This is a genomic window from Leptospira koniambonensis (assembly GCF_004769555.1).
GTDB classification, from domain to species: Bacteria; Spirochaetota; Leptospiria; order Leptospirales; family Leptospiraceae; genus Leptospira_B; species Leptospira_B koniambonensis.
Genome location: NZ_RQFY01000004.1, coordinates 425,426 through 441,079, shown reverse-complemented (window position 1 = coordinate 441,079; position 15,654 = coordinate 425,426). Strand labels below are relative to the sequence as shown.

General features: G+C 39.6%; 16 protein-coding genes. 8 read left to right on the top strand and 8 right to left on the bottom strand.

The window, feature by feature from the left end:
* The first annotated feature begins 6 nt into the window (after positions 1–6).
* The gene (locus EHQ52_RS06045; RefSeq protein ID WP_135614345.1) at positions 7–693 is read left to right on the top strand and encodes a phosphopantothenoylcysteine decarboxylase domain-containing protein; all 687 of its coding nucleotides are present in this window, start codon (positions 7–9) and stop codon (positions 691–693) included.
* Here the strand turns inward: EHQ52_RS06045 and EHQ52_RS06040 are convergent.
* From EHQ52_RS06040 to EHQ52_RS06030, 3 genes are read right to left on the bottom strand one after another with little or no spacing between them, the layout of a single operon-like run.
* The gene (locus EHQ52_RS06040) at positions 686–1,057 is read right to left on the bottom strand and encodes an STAS domain-containing protein (protein WP_135614344.1); all 372 of its coding nucleotides are present in this window, start codon (positions 1,055–1,057) and stop codon (positions 686–688) included. The genes EHQ52_RS06045 and EHQ52_RS06040 overlap by 8 nt on opposite strands.
* A 16-nt stretch (positions 1,058–1,073) precedes the next feature.
* On the bottom strand, positions 1,074–1,403 hold the full coding sequence (locus EHQ52_RS06035; RefSeq protein ID WP_135614343.1) for a hypothetical protein: 330 nt from the start codon (positions 1,401–1,403) through the stop codon (positions 1,074–1,076).
* Positions 1,404–1,407: 4 nt separating this feature from the next.
* Positions 1,408–2,697, bottom strand: coding sequence for a homoserine dehydrogenase (locus EHQ52_RS06030; protein WP_135614342.1), 1,290 nt, complete (start codon positions 2,695–2,697; stop codon positions 1,408–1,410).
* Between the two features lie 203 nt (positions 2,698–2,900).
* Here EHQ52_RS06030 and EHQ52_RS06025 point away from each other — a divergent pair, with 203 nt between their 5' ends.
* Genes EHQ52_RS06025 through EHQ52_RS06015 form a run of 3 tightly spaced genes read left to right on the top strand, consistent with a single transcriptional unit; the run spans position 2,901 to position 6,942 of the window.
* The gene (locus EHQ52_RS06025) at positions 2,901–3,488 is read left to right on the top strand and encodes an LIC_10572 family protein (protein ID WP_135614341.1); all 588 of its coding nucleotides are present in this window, start codon (positions 2,901–2,903) and stop codon (positions 3,486–3,488) included.
* A gap of 14 nt (positions 3,489–3,502) precedes the next feature.
* Positions 3,503–5,659 carry a tetratricopeptide repeat protein gene (locus EHQ52_RS06020; protein ID WP_135614340.1) on the top strand — a complete coding sequence of 719 codons (2,157 nt, stop codon included), beginning with the start codon at positions 3,503–3,505 and terminating at the stop codon, positions 5,657–5,659.
* Positions 5,660–5,673: 14 nt separating this feature from the next.
* Complete coding sequence (locus tag EHQ52_RS06015; protein ID WP_135614339.1) at positions 5,674–6,942, top strand: amidohydrolase family protein; 1,269 nt, start codon at positions 5,674–5,676, stop codon at positions 6,940–6,942.
* Here the strand turns inward: EHQ52_RS06015 and EHQ52_RS06010 are convergent.
* Positions 6,914–7,450 carry a methylated-DNA--[protein]-cysteine S-methyltransferase gene (locus tag EHQ52_RS06010; protein WP_135614338.1) on the bottom strand — a complete coding sequence of 179 codons (537 nt, stop codon included), beginning with the start codon at positions 7,448–7,450 and terminating at the stop codon, positions 6,914–6,916. The genes EHQ52_RS06015 and EHQ52_RS06010 overlap by 29 nt on opposite strands.
* 173 nt (positions 7,451–7,623) lie before the next feature.
* On the opposite strand from EHQ52_RS06010, the gene EHQ52_RS06005 reads away from it, so the two are divergent.
* Both EHQ52_RS06005 and EHQ52_RS06000 read left to right on the top strand, forming a co-directional pair.
* On the top strand, positions 7,624–8,418 hold the full coding sequence (locus tag EHQ52_RS06005; RefSeq protein WP_135614337.1) for an SDR family NAD(P)-dependent oxidoreductase: 795 nt from the start codon (positions 7,624–7,626) through the stop codon (positions 8,416–8,418).
* A gap of 1 nt (position 8,419) precedes the next feature.
* A complete protein-coding gene (locus EHQ52_RS06000; RefSeq protein ID WP_135614336.1) occupies positions 8,420–9,430 on the top strand; it encodes an LLM class flavin-dependent oxidoreductase in 1,011 nt (336 codons plus the stop codon).
* 68 nt (positions 9,431–9,498) lie between these two features.
* On the opposite strand, the gene EHQ52_RS05995 is transcribed toward EHQ52_RS06000, so the two are convergent.
* The 3 genes from EHQ52_RS05995 to EHQ52_RS05985 form a co-directional block, all read right to left on the bottom strand.
* The gene (locus EHQ52_RS05995; protein ID WP_135614335.1) at positions 9,499–10,680 is read right to left on the bottom strand and encodes an acetyl-CoA C-acetyltransferase; all 1,182 of its coding nucleotides are present in this window, start codon (positions 10,678–10,680) and stop codon (positions 9,499–9,501) included.
* 95 nt (positions 10,681–10,775) lie between these two features.
* Complete coding sequence (locus EHQ52_RS05990) at positions 10,776–12,803, bottom strand: neutral/alkaline non-lysosomal ceramidase N-terminal domain-containing protein (RefSeq protein WP_135614334.1); 2,028 nt, start codon at positions 12,801–12,803, stop codon at positions 10,776–10,778.
* A 56-nt stretch (positions 12,804–12,859) separates the two neighbouring features.
* Positions 12,860–13,612, bottom strand: coding sequence for an acetoacetate decarboxylase family protein (locus tag EHQ52_RS05985; RefSeq protein ID WP_135614333.1), 753 nt, complete (start codon positions 13,610–13,612; stop codon positions 12,860–12,862).
* Positions 13,613–13,771: 159 nt separating this feature from the next.
* On the opposite strand from EHQ52_RS05985, the gene EHQ52_RS05980 reads away from it, so the two are divergent.
* Positions 13,772–14,389, top strand: coding sequence for a TetR/AcrR family transcriptional regulator (locus tag EHQ52_RS05980; RefSeq protein WP_020769708.1), 618 nt, complete (start codon positions 13,772–13,774; stop codon positions 14,387–14,389).
* The gene (locus tag EHQ52_RS05975) at positions 14,386–15,306 is read left to right on the top strand and encodes an alpha/beta fold hydrolase (RefSeq protein ID WP_135614332.1); all 921 of its coding nucleotides are present in this window, start codon (positions 14,386–14,388) and stop codon (positions 15,304–15,306) included. Before EHQ52_RS05980 ends, EHQ52_RS05975 begins: the two co-directional genes overlap by 4 nt.
* 11 nt (positions 15,307–15,317) lie before the next feature.
* Here the strand turns inward: EHQ52_RS05975 and EHQ52_RS05970 are convergent, their stop codons facing one another.
* Positions 15,318–15,653 carry a rhodanese-like domain-containing protein gene (locus tag EHQ52_RS05970; RefSeq protein ID WP_135614331.1) on the bottom strand — a complete coding sequence of 112 codons (336 nt, stop codon included), beginning with the start codon at positions 15,651–15,653 and terminating at the stop codon, positions 15,318–15,320.
* Between the last annotated feature and the right edge of the window lies 1 nt (position 15,654).

Here is a 15,654-nt window from a genome sequence, read left to right as displayed (position 1 = left end):
TTTATCTTGGCTAAATATTCAAAAATTATAATAAGCTCAGGACCTACCAGAGAGTGGATCGATCCAGTTCGTTTTATTTCGAATGCTTCTTCTGGAAAAATGGGATATTGTTTAGCAGAAGAAGCGACTCATTTAGTAAAAGATGTAGTTTATATTCGTGGTTTGACTGAGCCAAAATATTCTGAACCTAAAGGCGCAAGAGTTGTAAAGGTAGAAACTACTCTGGAAATGAGAGACGCGGTCTTGAAAGAAGTTACTTCTTCTTCTATCCTTATTATGGCAGCTGCACCTGCTGATTTTCGCCCTAAAAATGCAAATGAATCCAAGATCAAAAAAGAAGAAGGTAGCGACACCTTAGTTCTGGAACTGATCAAAAATCCGGACATACTTGTTTCGGTTCAAGAAAAGATCCAGGCAGAAAATCTGAAAGATGTGCTACGTATAGGCTTCTCCGCTGAAACAGATCTATTGGACCAAAATGCACTTGGTAAACTTAAAAGAAAAAATCTGGATTTTATAGTAGGGAATTACGTGGGCAAAGACTCCAAAGGTTTTGGAGACTTGGATACAAGTGTTATCATTTTTGGAAAAGAAGGTTCTAAAAAGGAAATTGGTCCCGCTTCTAAGGAGACCATTGCAAAAGGTATTTTAGAATATTTAGATATTCTTTCTAAACAAGAAAGTATTATTTAAAAACCGTTTTGGCCTCGTCCAGAGTATGATAGATCGCTACCTTTTTAGGTAATTCCATCAATCGGATCACATTCTCTAAGAAGTGATTCAATCCTCCGATCACGATCTTTCCGTTATGCTGGTCTACAGTTTTGATCAAGGTTAGAAGCGTCGCAACTCCAACACTATTGATATATTCCAAAGAAGAAAGGTCTAAGATGATCTCGTAGATCCCTTCGTCGAAAACGAAATTGATCTTTCTGGAAATTTCGAAAGCGTTTGAATTCGTCACTTTTCCGTTCATGATGACGACTAAAACTTCTTTGTCTCCGACGGAGTCTCTTTTAGTTTCTATGTAAAGGCCTTCGAATTCCGTTTTTGCCATTTTGTCCCGATCCGCGTTAAAGCATCATTGTTCCATCTTTGATGGTGGCTGTCAATTCCGTCCATCCGGAGACTTCTTCCGGTTTGGAATCCGTTTTGGCGGATCCGCGGTAAAGTATCCTAAGTCGTCCTTTCTCTTCGATTTCGCCTTCTAAGTCCAGATAGATCCTTCTGTGATCATTCTTTCTTTGAAAAGTTATTTTCGATCCACTTTGGAGCAATTCCCAATAAGAAGCGACTGTTCCGAAGGTGATTAGACGAGAAATTCCGTCAATATCCAAAAATAAATCCAAATGTGAATCCCCGAATCCTTCATGTAAGGATAATGTGCAGGGAAATTCGTTCATACTTTTACAATTTGTCTTCTAAGCGGATCGCGACCGAGGGTTCTAATACCACTTCGGAAGCATCTATCCTTCCTAAAGACGCAGAAATCGAAGCTTCCACGCATGGATGTGTGACCACGACTACTTCTGCAGGTTCCTTTTCAGATTCGTTTTGGCGAACAGAAGAAATAGATACTCCGTTTGTTCCCAAATCTTTTGCAATTTCCGCTAAAACCCCTGGCTGGTCCAAGGTATTAAATCTCAGATAATATCTAGCTTCTGTTTGGTTGGCTTCAGATATAGAGGCTTTTGGAAATCTGTTCCTTTCCATCGGAAGATTTTTGCCCCGTCTTGAGCTGTAATAGATCAGATCCGAAACCACTGCGGACGCAGTTGGCAATGCGCCTGCACCTTTTCCCACGATCAGACCCGGGCCTGCAAATGCAGTCTTGTAATACACTGCATTTGTCTCATTCATCACACTTGCAAACGCATGATGTTTTGGGATCATTACAGGCTGGACTCTGGCTTCTACCTTTCCATCTAATTTTCTTACAAGGCCGAGTAACTTGATCCTATAACCCAGATCAGAAGCAAATGCGATGTCTAGTCGTGTAATCTTTGTTATACCTTCGACCACTATGTTTTGGAGAGGGATTTTTTCTCCGAAGGCTAAAGATCCTAAAATACTGATCTTATGAGCTGTATCTATACCTTCTACGTCGAAGCTTGGATCAGCTTCTGCAAATCCCTTTTCCTGGGCGAGTTTTAGAGCTTCTTTATAATCTAAACCTTCTGTTTCCATTTTGGAAAGAATGAAGTTAGTTGTTCCGTTTAAGATCCCATAAAGTCCTAGAACCTTATCTCCCGCCAAACAATTTCGTATGGCTCGGATGATCGGAATAGAACCACCAACAGAAGCTTCGAATCCAATTTCTGTTTGGTTCTCTTCTGCAGTTTTATAAATGACCTCTCCTTTTTCGGAAAGAAGTGCCTTGTTAGCTGTAATTACTGTTTGTTTGGATTGTAAAGCACCTAGTACGATCTCTTCGGAGATTGTCGTACCTCCAACAAGTTCGATGATCGTATCGATTTCGGGGTTTCCCACCACTTGTTTGTAATCGTCAGTTATTTTTACTTTGGAAAATAATTTAGAAATAGGGGCGATTTTAGAGGGAGTTCTGGTACAAATAGTATGTACATTTAGAGAGATACCGTATTCTTTTTCGAATCTTGCGGATTCTTCCGAAAGAATTTTAAGAACTCCTGAGCCGACCGTGCCTGCGCCAATTAATCCGATTCGAATCGTCTGCATTCTGGGACAATCCTTTCGGCTATACTGGAAACATTCGACCTTTTTTAAGTATGTATAGAGGCTTTCCTTTCGACCTGGCGGTTTTTTCTTTACTAAATGAGCTAGTCTTGGTAGAGATTCTTTTACGGACGATTTTAAAATTCGTTTAGGACCGTTTAGAATAAACAGGTCCAAATCCATCGACTGAAAGGATAACCCACTTTATGGCGAACCGTCGTAAGCCTCCTCGCAAAACCTCAGGGAATAAAAAACAAGAATCTTCCCACAAACATCCAGGCGGAGGAACCCGCGGGCATCAGCAGAAAAAAAGACCGGAGCATGGTCGTCCGAATCGTCACCAACAGCATACTGTAGCTACTAAAATTTCAGAAACGATGAAAGAACTTCCAATGAAGGCTCCTCAACAATCCGGAGGAAGTTCGGGAACTCTTGTAAAAGTGATTGGGTTTCTCGCAGTAGCATTGATCGTATTTTTCGGATATTTTATCGTTCAGGAATATTTGGATAAAACCCCTGTTTATGGAAAACATGGTTGGGATGAAGAAGCTGGATCTCCAGTTGCTTGGGAAGATGCAGTTCGTTATTGTTCTTCCAGAAGAAAGAGACTTCCAGACAAGGAAGAGCTTAAAACATTCTCCAAAAGAGCAGACAAGAAGGTTAAAACTATCGGATTGTTTTGGTCTACGAGTGCCGCAGGAGATAAAGGGGACTATATGACCGTAAACTTAGGCAGTGGAGACTTTTCTCCAAGTCCCAGCACAAACAAATTCGCAGTAATTTGTGTGAAATGATGCTTTGAACCATCATGGCTGTTTTAACTTTTTCCAGCGTCAGTTATCTTACCGGATTTCTTCTTTCCGGGCTCTGCGCTTTTTTTCTTTTAATTAGAAAGGAAAAATACGAAACAACCTTACATTTAGGCTGGGTATTCTTATACTGCGCGTTACTCGAGCTTTCCTTTTTACTCGGGACTTCTTTCTTTCACCCTCTTTCTTTTTTACATAGATGGCTTTCTTTACCTTCTGCGTTTTTACTATGCGCCCATCTATGTTTATACTTTTTCCTACTGAATTCACAAGCTTCTGAAAAGACAGGAAGGATTTTATTAGGCGCCGGATATTTTCTGGCCTTAAGTATATTGGTCCTTCATATAGTAGGAACAATATTTGCGAAACCTGTTTATGATTTTGGTGGAGGAGTTTACGACGTAATCCATCGGGCCGACGAAAGAATTATATTCTGGTTCGGGATCATTTATGTTTCTGTAATATTGCTCTTCGGTGTTTGGAGAGGTTTTCAAGCTCATAGATCAGATATTCAGCTAATGGCACTTTCTCTTTGGGTGCCTTTTTTACTTCTTCTTGGAACAACGATACTTTTTCATTTAAAAGAAATTGCTTATCCGATAGATAGGGCTATCGGCCTTTCTTTTTGGAATCCTATTTTTTTAACTGCATTATTTCTAGCGTGGTTGATCCATTTGAGAGCCTCCGGAGAAGCTTTCAGTCTTAGATCTCCCATTCTACTTGGGATCGTATTGTTATTATTATTCGTATTCCAAGGAAGTAGTTGGTTATTCTTACAACCTGGATTAGAATCCTTTAATGAAACAGTAAAGGAAAGATTGAAGGCTCAGGATCTATCTCCTGATTCTTATTTACTTTCTGTTCAAGACAATGATGGATTTGTTCTAACTGCTTCCGGCGGGTTGGAGACTTCTTTTTTTGTAGAATCCAAAAGAGATCTGATCCTTTCCTTCATTTGGAATAATCCATCTGCTTTAAATAAAGAATTCCCTTCTTATGCAAAGGTTGCTGAGTCTTTAAAAGGTTCAGAGAAATATTCTGAAAACCTAATTAATTTTTCCAAAGGTTTGGAGAAGGTCCGTAAAAAGATCAAAAGCCTTCCACCTAAAGATATCCGAGACGGGATTTTGGAACAAATCTCTCCTGAAGGTAAAGAGGAGAAGTTTGCATTATTCTTAAAAATACTTTCCGGCTCTGTTAAAAATTCTTCGGCAGAAGGAGAGGCATTACGAAGTTTTACATTGGATCAAATGAGGGAACTTGTCCCAGAAGGAGAGCCTCGATTTAGAAGGATTCCCGGACTTGCGATGGGAGAATATTATTATTCTATAATTCAAAAATCTCCAGGTAAAACCCAAGTAAAAGAGATCGGAATTCCTTATCAGGAATTTTTAGCTTTTGAGACTGGATTATTGAAAAAGCCAGTTCTTGCATTTTTAGTTTGTATTCTTCTTTTTTCTATCGCGATCAATTCATTTTTCTCCTTCTTTGTGATCCATCCTTTGGATAGATTATATTCTGCTTTGGAGCTTGCTACTGAAGGAGATCTACAAAGAGAACTACATCCAGAAGCTTGGGATGAGATTGGAAGTTTAGCGGATCAATTTAATAGAATGGTCCAGTCTATCCGAACGGAGGCAAGTTCTGAATATTCTTCTTTTAGTCGGAGTGAATCTCCGTCCAAATCTGGTGGAGGAATTTCATCTTGGAAAGAGATTTCAGATCGGATCAAAAAGACCAGTTCAGTTTCAGAATTAAGAAGGTTCCTTTCTGATCTACAAGGAAGCCAAGATTCACATCCAGTTCGTTCTAAGTTAATCTTAAAACTTGGATTGAAGATCAAGGATTATCAAACTGCTTATATGGCAGCGCAAGAATTAAGAGAGATGGGCATCGTGAAAGATCCTGAGATGCTTTTTATACTCTCTTATTGTGCTAAAAAAATGGGAGATATCCAAGAAGCTATCCGTTTGTCGGAAGAATTGAGATCAATCTCTGAGGGCCATGCTCAAAACAATCTGCATCTTGCAGATATGTATTATCATACTAATCGTTTGGATGAGGCCAGGGATCTTGCTATAGAAATTCGTAAAGAGCAGGGACCTTCTGCCGCAATTACGAAACTTTTGAATGCGATAGAAAAAAAAGGCGCCTGAGATAAACTGGGTTAATGGCTCCTCAAATCCGGAAAATTTCGGGAAAATTCCAAAACTCCAAAGGTTCTTTTATAGGTACAGTGGAGCTGGACCCAAAAACAGGCCTCATAGTTTCTATCCAAAAAGACAAAGTATTACAATCTTCTAATGTGGAGGAATTGGCATTTGATCCAGATAAGTTTACGATTTTTTCTGGTTTCGGCGATATTCATGTGCATGCAAGAGAAGATGAATCTGGAAAACATAAATACAAAGAAGATTTTTTATCTGCCGGAAATGCAGCGATCAATGGAGGTGTGATCCATATCGCGGACATGCCTAATAATCCTATTCCTCCTACTGACGATATTACTTACTCTAAAAAGAGAGAACTCGCGGATCATTCTCCAGTTCGTATCACTTTATATGCAGGTATAGGTCCTCATACAAAACCTCTAAAGGCTCATGTTCCGTATAAAGCGTTCATGGGTCCTTCGATCGGAGAATTATTTTTTTATTCCAATGAGCAATTAGAAGAAACGATCCGTCATTACAAAGGATGTAATATTAGTTTTCATTGTGAAGATCCTGAAATTTTAGAAAAAAGCCAAAACGAAACATATCATGAGGATAGAAGGCCCGCTATTGCTGAAACTTTAGCTACTGACTTTGCACTATATTTGATCGAAAAATATGAACTGGTCGGAAAGTTATGCCATTATTCTACGGAAGAAGGTTTAAAGAAGATCATAGATGCTAGAAAGAGAGGAGTCAAAGTAAAATGTGAAGTGACTCCTACTCATTTATACTTTGATAGAACCATGCTCACCGACGAAAATCGACATTGGTTCCAAATGAATCCACCTTTAAGAGGACCTGAAGACAAGGATGCTTTACTCCAAGGAGTCAAAGAGGGTTGGATCGATTTCTTAGCTACTGATCATGCTCCTCATTCTATTGAAGAAAAACTAAAAGGTACATCCGGTATTTCACAACTCGACACTTATTCTTTATTCGTGACTTGGTTGCATAAGACGGCAGGGATTTCTCTGGAAAAAATTTCAGAGATCTGTGCAGAGAATCCTGGAGATTTTGTAGCTGAGTTTTTGCCTAAAGAATACGGAAAAGGTTTTGGAAAGATCGAAGAAGGTTATTGCGGAAGTTTTACTATTCTAGATTTTGAAACTCCAACTACATTCAAAAAAGAAGATATAAAAAGTAAGAGTGGGTGGTCTCCTTTCGAAGGCGTTATATTCCCAGGGAGTATAATATCTGTCATTCACCTCGGAAAAAAGGTAAGGTAGGAGAATCAGAAAATTTTTGCTCTAACTCGAGCAGGAATTTTTTTCTCCAAAGACCTCCGCCGTATCCAGTTAGATCTCCACTTTTGCCAACAATCCTATGACATGGGATCAAGATCGCGATCCGATTTTCTCCGTTTGCCTTTGCAACTGCTCGGACCGCGTTTTTATCCCCGATCCGGATTGCCTGAGCCTCGTAGGAATTTGTCTTACCGTAAATTACTGAATGTAATGCTTCCCACGCTTTTTTCTGAAAATCAGTGCCTAAGACCACTAGAGGAATATCGAAATCTTTTCTTTTACCTTCGAAATATTCCTGGAGCTGTTCTTCTAATAACCTGAAAAACTTACTTTCTCCGGGTTGGATATCTTCTCCCAAAACTTTTTTGAGACGAGTGAGTTGGAGTTCCAACCTCTCTTTTTCTGTGAATTCCAAAAGGCAGATACCTTTTTCCACGGCGCCCGCGAGAAGTATTCCTAAAGGGGTTTGGATTTCTTTACTGAGGATCATTTCTTGCCTAAGTATAAAAGATTTTTTGAATTTAGCACAACCCGAAAATTGCTGTAAAATATCTTACTTCGAAACTCTATATTTAATTAGAAGCCGACCTAAGGCTAAGTCGCAGCCAAAACCCTTTTTGCCTAGAACTGCGTTAGCCTCGTCTAAGTAATGGAAAACAATACATGGATACCCAACTCAAAGATAAAATCGCATTAGTCACAGGATCAACCGCAGGAATTGGGCTCGCAATCGCCACAGGCCTTGCGGCAGAAGGAGCACAGGTCATCGTAAACGGAAGGACCAAGACAAGAGTAGAAGAGGCAATCTCTACCATCCAGCAAAAAGTCCCCAAAGCAAATCTTCTTGGAGTGGAAGCGGATTTTTCCAGTAAGGAAGAAGTAAACAAAATCGTATCAAAATTTTCTAATGTAGATATTCTCGTAAATAATGTTGGTATTTTCGAACCCAAAGATTTTGTAGATATTCCGGACGAAGATTGGATCCGTTTTTTCGAAGTGAATGTTCTAAGCGGGGTCAGACTTTCCAGAGCTTATTTACCTTCTATGCTTAAAAAGAACTGGGGAAGGATCTTATTTATATCCAGTGAATCTGGAATACAGATCCCAAATGAAATGATCCATTATGGAGTTACAAAAAGTGCTCAGATCTCTTTAGGCAGAGGAATTGCAGAACTCACAAAGGGAACTAATGTAACTGTAAATTCTATTCTACCGGGACCAACTCGTTCGGAAGGTGTCGAGGGATTTTTAGAAGATCTAGCTAAACAACAAAACGTTTCCACCGCAACTGTAGAAAAAGAATTTTTCAAAAACGCAAGGCCTACTTCTCTTTTACAAAGATTCGCAACAGTAGAAGAAATCGCAAATCTCGCGGTATATCTTTCTTCTCCACTTTCTTCCGCAACAAATGGTGCTGCTCTCCGAGTAGATGGAGGAGTGGTAAAGTCTGCATTCTAATATGATCCGATTAAGTGTTTTAGATCAATCTCCAATTCGTAAAGGTGGGACCGCATCCCAAGCAGTTCAGGAGACTATCGAACTTGCAAAACTTACTGATAGGTTGGGTTATCACAGATATTGGGTTTCAGAACATCATAATATTTTGGGACTGGCTGGGTCTTCTCCTGAAGTTTTGATCTCTCATCTTGCTGGCGAAACGAAAGGGATCCGTATGGGTTCCGGCGGCATCATGCTCCCGAATCATAGCTCTCTCAAAGTAGCCGAAAACTTTAGAATGCTCGAGACTTTGTTTCCAGGAAGAATAGATCTTGGACTTGGTAGAGCACCTGGCGGAGATCGACTAACAGCTGCTATATTAAATCCATCTAATAGTTTTGTTCAAAATGATTTTATCCAACAATTGATGGATTTGCGAGATTTTTTGACGGACAATGCAGAACCTGATTCTATTCAAGAGAAGGTAAAAGCAATCCCTGTCGCAGAAACCTGTCCTGAACTTTGGATCTTAACTTCCAGTGGAGAAAGCGCTTTGATTGCGGCTCATTTTGGAATGGCTCTATCTTTCGCTCAGTTTATCAATCCAACTGGAGGATATGCGAGCATCCAAGCTTACAAAGATAGATTCCAACCTTCTGAAGCACTTCCAATTCCTCATGCGAGCGTAGGCATATTTGTGTTATGCGCAGAAACAAAGGAGAAGGCGGAAGAGCTACAGGCTGTAATGGACAGGCAACTTTTAAATATTGAAAAAGGAATTAGCGAGGGTATACTTTCTTACGAAGAAATTAAACCTTATGTATATTCTGATATGGAAAGAGTCAGGTTATTGCATAATCGCGGACGAATGATTGTAGGAACACCTAATACAGTTAAAGAAAGGATTTTAGATCTGACAGACGAATACGGGATTGATGAAGTAGTGGTTTCTACGATCACTTATGATTTTAAAGACAGGGTTCGTTCTTACGAACTTTTGGCAGAAGCATTCGAATTGGAAAATAGATTATAAAAGCGTAAACTAGGAAAGTGAGAACTGGACTAGGTCCTGCAAACCAAGCGGGACCTAGTCTTTTTTCGTTATGCTTCCGGGTTTTCCAAAATAAGGGCGATCCCTTGTCCACCACCGATACAAAGAGAAGCGACTCCGTATTTTGCCTTTCTTCTTCTAAGTTCGTAAGCTAAAGTGATGGCTACTCTTGCGCCACTTGCTCCGAGCGGATGCCCGATCGCAACTGCTCCGCCGTTTACGTTTGTGATCTCAGGATTTAGGCCTAATTCTTTTTGAACTGCAAGATACTGAGCAGCAAACGCTTCGTTTACTTCTACAAGGCTCATGTCTGAAAGTTTTAAGCCAGCTTTTTTAAGAGCGATTGGAATTGCTAACGCAGGTCCGATCCCCATTTTTGCAGGATCACATCCAGCATGTCCGTATCCTCTGATGATCGCTAAAGGTTTTTTACCAATCTTCTTAGCGTAAGAAGCAGAAGTAATGATAGTTGCAGCAGCTCCGTCATTCAGACCGGATGCGTTTCCTGCAGTAACTGTTCCACCTTCTCTAAATGCAGGTCTTAGTCCTGCAAGTTTTTCGATAGAAGCAGCACCTTTTATAAATTCATCTTTTTCTAATGTAACTGGTTTTTTTCCGCCAACAGTTACAGGAAGGATTTCTTCTTTTAGTCTACCTTCTACCGTTGCTTTTTCCGCTCTGGTTTGGGAAATTCCAGCCCATTCGTCTTGTTCTGCTCTGCTGATCTTGTATTGGTCTGCAAGATTTTCTGCAGTAGCGCCCATGATGAGTCCAACGTATTGGTCAGTTAATCCTTGCTCTAATGAATCTTCGAATTCAGCAGAACCGTATTTAACTCCCCATCTAGCGTTACGTACAACATAAGGTGCATTACTCATGGATTCGGATCCACCTGCAAGAACCGCTTCTGATTCTCCTAAGTAGATTTTTTTAGCTGCTTGTATGATTGCTTCCATTCCGGAACCGCAAAGTCTGTTCAAGGTCAAAGCTGGAACTGTGATAGGTAATCCGGTTTTGAGTCCTATATGTCTCGCTAAGTAGATAGCTTCTTTTCCAGTAGGGACCACGTTTCCGAAAATAGACTCACCTATATCGGAAGGATTAACTCCTGTTCTTTCCAACAATGATTTAGAAACTAATACTCCTAAATCAACTGCGCTTACATCTTTTAATGTTCCGCCGAAATTTCCGAAAGGGGTGCGGATTCCGTCTAATAAAACTGCTTCTTCCATTTTTCCAGTCCTAAAAATATTAAATATTACGCAGTCATTAACTGCAGATCAATACGGTGTACTACCATTCCAATTTACGCCGTTTCCGAGTCATACTATTTTAATTCGAATTCGGGGCAATCAATGGAGAATGGGACTTCTTTTCCTTCTTTATTAATATAGAAGGAAGAATGTTTTAGCCTATAAACTCCAGGTACATCATTCTTATCTGTTTCCCAAACTAGTAGGATCTTATCATCAAACAAAGGTAAGAATGATTTTTTATAATAAAATTTAGTGGCCCAGCTTGCATCCGCATAAGCAGTGATCCATTTATCTCCTTCTTTCTTCTCCACATCAAAATAGGATTTTTGTTTTGGATAAGAGATGTTCGGATTTACGGAACTCACTTCACAAGAAACGGATTCTCCTATCTTTGCAATACTCTCATTCGGAGTTTTGATTTTAGGTTCGAAAGAAGAGATCTTATCTCTATGAGGAACATCAGTGCCTACAACAGTTGTGCTCAGATCCTTAGGGAAAGGTCCTTGAGTGCTTGTCTTGTTCTGCAAAAGATCATTTGCAAGTCTGTAATATTCTTGTCTAAAAAGATCTAAACTAAAAGGTCCGTGAAGAGTGTGGCCACCTTCGTATTGTTGGGTAGAATATTCCTCCTTAGTAGTGATATATCCCGCGAAATCGTTGGTCAGTCCTGAAAGAGCGATTTCTTTGATCTTAGTTCCTAAAACTTTTTTTACTGTTTCTTTCATCCTTCTGCTGGACATCGTAGTAACCTCGTTAGGTGAAACGATCAAGGCAAAATCGCCGATTGTAGCAAGACCTAAGGGTAAAATTTGAGAAAGAGAAGGATCTGGTTTTGTTTCTCCCATTGGGAATAGGATCGCTTTAGGTTTTTGGCAGATTCTCAATTCATCACTTGGAGCTTGCAGTAATCTTGCTGCCAACCAATCAATATAGAATTTTCTATCCTCGTCTTTCATTCCTTCGTGGAAAAGCCAATGTCCTCCACCTTCTTCCGTAGAACCTGCAGCTAAAGCATATCCGTAAGCAGACAAACAAGTTCTTTCGTCCTTTCCTGTTTCTGAAAATTCCTTACGAACAATTGAGTTCGGCATATCTATAAAAGACTGTGTATAGTTAAGGCCTGAAGGTAATGCTCTCAGATTATCATCATTTAAGATCTTAGAACTCGCAAGATATTGTCTTTCTCCAATGATCTTTGTGCTCTCAAACATATCCTTTCCGGGGCCGGTATTGTTCAGATTTAGATTTGGAGTTACATCTCCTTCGTTTGCCTGAGCAAAGATTGCGATAAAATCTTTTTGTCCTCTTTTTGCAGCCTCAAATTCCGAAAGATAAGAAGCGTATCCTTTATTATCTGTAGATACCAAATGATTGTCGAAGGTCATACTTGTTGTATGCACCCCGAACCAGTTCACAATCCCGATCACTCCTCTTCTGGTATTCACAGAGATTTGGATCATCGTTCTATCTGTATCTGAATTATACTTATCTCTTTCTTCCTTAGGATTTGCTTGGTAAGCTACTAAAGAACGATTCACTCCAGCCCCTTCTACAGTCGCAGTTCCGATCAATAACTGAGCTATTTCCCTTTTAGAATAAGCCTCTTTGATTGCCTGAAAAATACCGTTTGTGATTACTGAATAATATTCAGGAAAAAACTTAGTAGTATATATTGAATTTTGAATATAGTGAAAAAATCCTGCAGGAGCGCTATGGGTATGAGAAGCGTTCAGAAGAACATTTGCTAAATTGAAATTAGGATCTACCTCCTTCTTCAATCTGGCTGCTACATCTCTTTGGACTTCATGGGGAACTCCGCCTAATTCTGCAGTCACGTAGGCTAATACTTTTCCTGTTTTAGGATCTTTGATGACCAAGGCTCTTGCAAATTGTCGGAGATGTATACCTTCTCCCTTTTGTCCTTCTTGCGCATAACCCCAAAACATGATCCCTGTTGAAGGTCCAGTGATGTCTACTTTGGACATTCCAACCTCAAAATTAAAATCTTTAATCTGAGGCTTAGCAGTTCCGGAAAATGCAGACCCGGAAAAGAATAAAAACAAAAAAGGAAGAACAATCGCTAAACGGAATTTCTTCATAGCACACTCCTCGAGGATTTTTATAAAGAGTATTTTATTAAATTCGAATATTCAGCTTATTCTACATTTTCTGCAATAGGGAAGGTGAGATGAAAAGGAGAAGCTCCTACTCCAGTTTTCATTCCTCCACCTTTGATAAAGTCCGGAAAGATTGTTTCATCAGACCAAACGGATTCTATCCTTGCAAATTTTCCTTTGCCGGAGCCTATAAATGCTGTGCTTAGTTTGGATCCATCTTCTGCTTTTTGTAAAAGTACATAGGGAAGGATAGAAGTGCTTACAGGAAAATTAAAACCTAATGTACGGATCTTAATTTTGAAAAAAGTTTTTCCATCTCTGGAAACTTCTATCTTAGTCACTGAACCTTCTTTTTTCCAAACGAAGTCTGCTCTTTCTTTTGGAATTGCCCAGTTACGAATTCCTTCATCTACAGAAGTTTGGCTGGATACAAAAATGCGAGTGATCCTTTTATAATTTGTGTTCTTGTGTTCGAAATTTCCAGGGATGTATAAAAGTTCGTGATAAGGTCCTACATCAGATCTTTCGTAATTCACTAACATCAAGGAACCGAGTCCTCCTTTGTAGGACTTACGATCTTCTTCATCTAAAAATGCCATTTCAGAATTGTAGGACTTCCTACCGAATAGGGGAAAAAGGAATCCTTCTCCTGTTAACGACCAAGGAGCTGGAAAATGTCTCTTAGAGGATTGGGTTCTGCTCTTAGCGTTTGTGGCTTTTTTGGGTGATTGTTGTGTAGTTTTTGAGGCTTTGGTCTTTGGTTTAACCTTGGAAGAGGCGGTTGCTTTCATTCTAGGGGTCCGTTTCTATCTTTTTTGTATCCTATACTAGGAAAATCCCCTAATTTGAAAAGGAAACTCTTGAACATCCTGCCCATTTTTGGGATAACTGGACAATGGGGACGATATTCGAGCCGTTCTCGGCTTTCGATCGTCCTGTAGGCAAAAATTATGACTGCAGTAGCTGCTCCGCGTCCAAGAAGGCGCACTAGAAATAGTTTAAATAAAGAATCCATCGTCCAGGCGGCTTTGGATATATTGAACGAAGAGGGAATTGATGGGCTTTCCATGAGAAGGATCGCCGAGAAGTTGGATTGCAGCGTTGCAAGTCCTTATTCTCACTTCAAAAGCCAACAAGATATCATCAAAATAATCATTTCCCAGGGAGAAGCTCAGTTAACCGAAACTCTGAGAGCTTCTAGACTGAATGGAAAAAACTCTTACGAAAAATTGACCCTGATCGCAAGGGCTTATTATGATTTTTCTGGGAATAACCAAGAGCTTCATAAGGTAATGTTCAACACTGTTCATGGACATATGCACAGAAAAGCGTTCCCTAAACTTCCAACCAGTTACCGCGTATTTTTGGAAACTATCCGAGCGGGCGTTAGATCGGGAGAATTCAAGATCAAAGAAGAAGATTATCCTTCTCTCGCAAGAACAATGTATTCCTGGATGTACGGGATCATTGTTTTGGACATGACTGGAATGTTGAAAAAAAGAGGGATCGGCGATCCTCTCGACGAAGGCTTTTTATTTTTCCGTAAAATTCTTTTAGATAAAGAATGAAAAAGAAATATCTCCTCGGCTTAGCGGTAATTGTACTCATCGTACTTACCGCTTTACCATTCGTACGCTCTAGAGAAAAAATCGAATTAAACGAATCAATTCGATCCGGAGTTTCCGGACAATTTGCAGAACTTCCTTTGGGCTGGACTCATTACGAATTGTTAGGACCCGAAAAAGGAAATCTTGTAGTTTTAGTTCACGGATTTTCTACTCCCTATTTTATCTGGGATCCAGTTCAAAAATCACTGACGGATGCGGGTTTCCGAGTTTTACGTTTTGATCTGTATGGTAGAGGATATTCTGACAGACCGGATACAATTTATAATCTGGACCTGTTTACCACTCAGATCTCTGATCTATTAAATTTTCTGCATATAACTGGATCTTTTGATATAATGGGGCTTTCTATGGGAGGTCCTATAGTTGCTCATTACGTTTCTAAACATCCTGATCAGATCAAAAAAGTAATCTTAGTAGATCCGTTTACTTCAAAGACAAATACATTTCCTCTGACTGTTCCTTTGGTTGGGGAATATTTAAACTCTGTTGTTTATATTCCTTCTTTACCCAAAGGGATCTCTGCTGATTTTGTAGATCCTTCTAAGGTTCCGAGCGGCTGGGTGGAGAAGTATGAGACCCAACTTAGCTTTAAAGGTTTTAGAAGAGCTATTCTTTCTACGATCCGAAATATTATTTCTTTCGATCCTAAACCTGAATTCGAAAAGTTGGCCTTAACCAAAAAGCAAGTATTGGTTTTTTGGGGAGATCAGGACCATACTACTCCTTTGGAAAAAGGGGAGTATGTGAAGGAACTTTTAAACGCTGAATTTATTTTAGTGAAGGATGCTGGACATCTTCCTCATATAGAAAAGCCGGATATGGTTCTTCCGGCTATCTCTAAGTTTTTATCTAAGTAAATGATAAATTCTTAATATTTAGCTAGAGTTGGGTCCACTTCGTCAGAATATAAAAGGATCCCGCCTTCTAAATTAAATACTTTGGAAAATCCTGTGGATTTTAAAACTCCGCAGGCATTTGCAGATCTTGCTCCGGAACGGCAATATACTATAATTTCTTTTCCGGAAGATTTCCAAGAATCCAATTCTCCAAGGCGACCAGGTAATTCAGCAACAGGGATCAAAAGATCTGTTCCATCAATAGTGCTAATCTCTTGTTCGTTCGGGTTACGTACATCCAGAAGGTAAAAATCATCACTTCCTGATTTTCTGGCATCTAATCTGTTTTTTAATTCTTTCGGATTCATT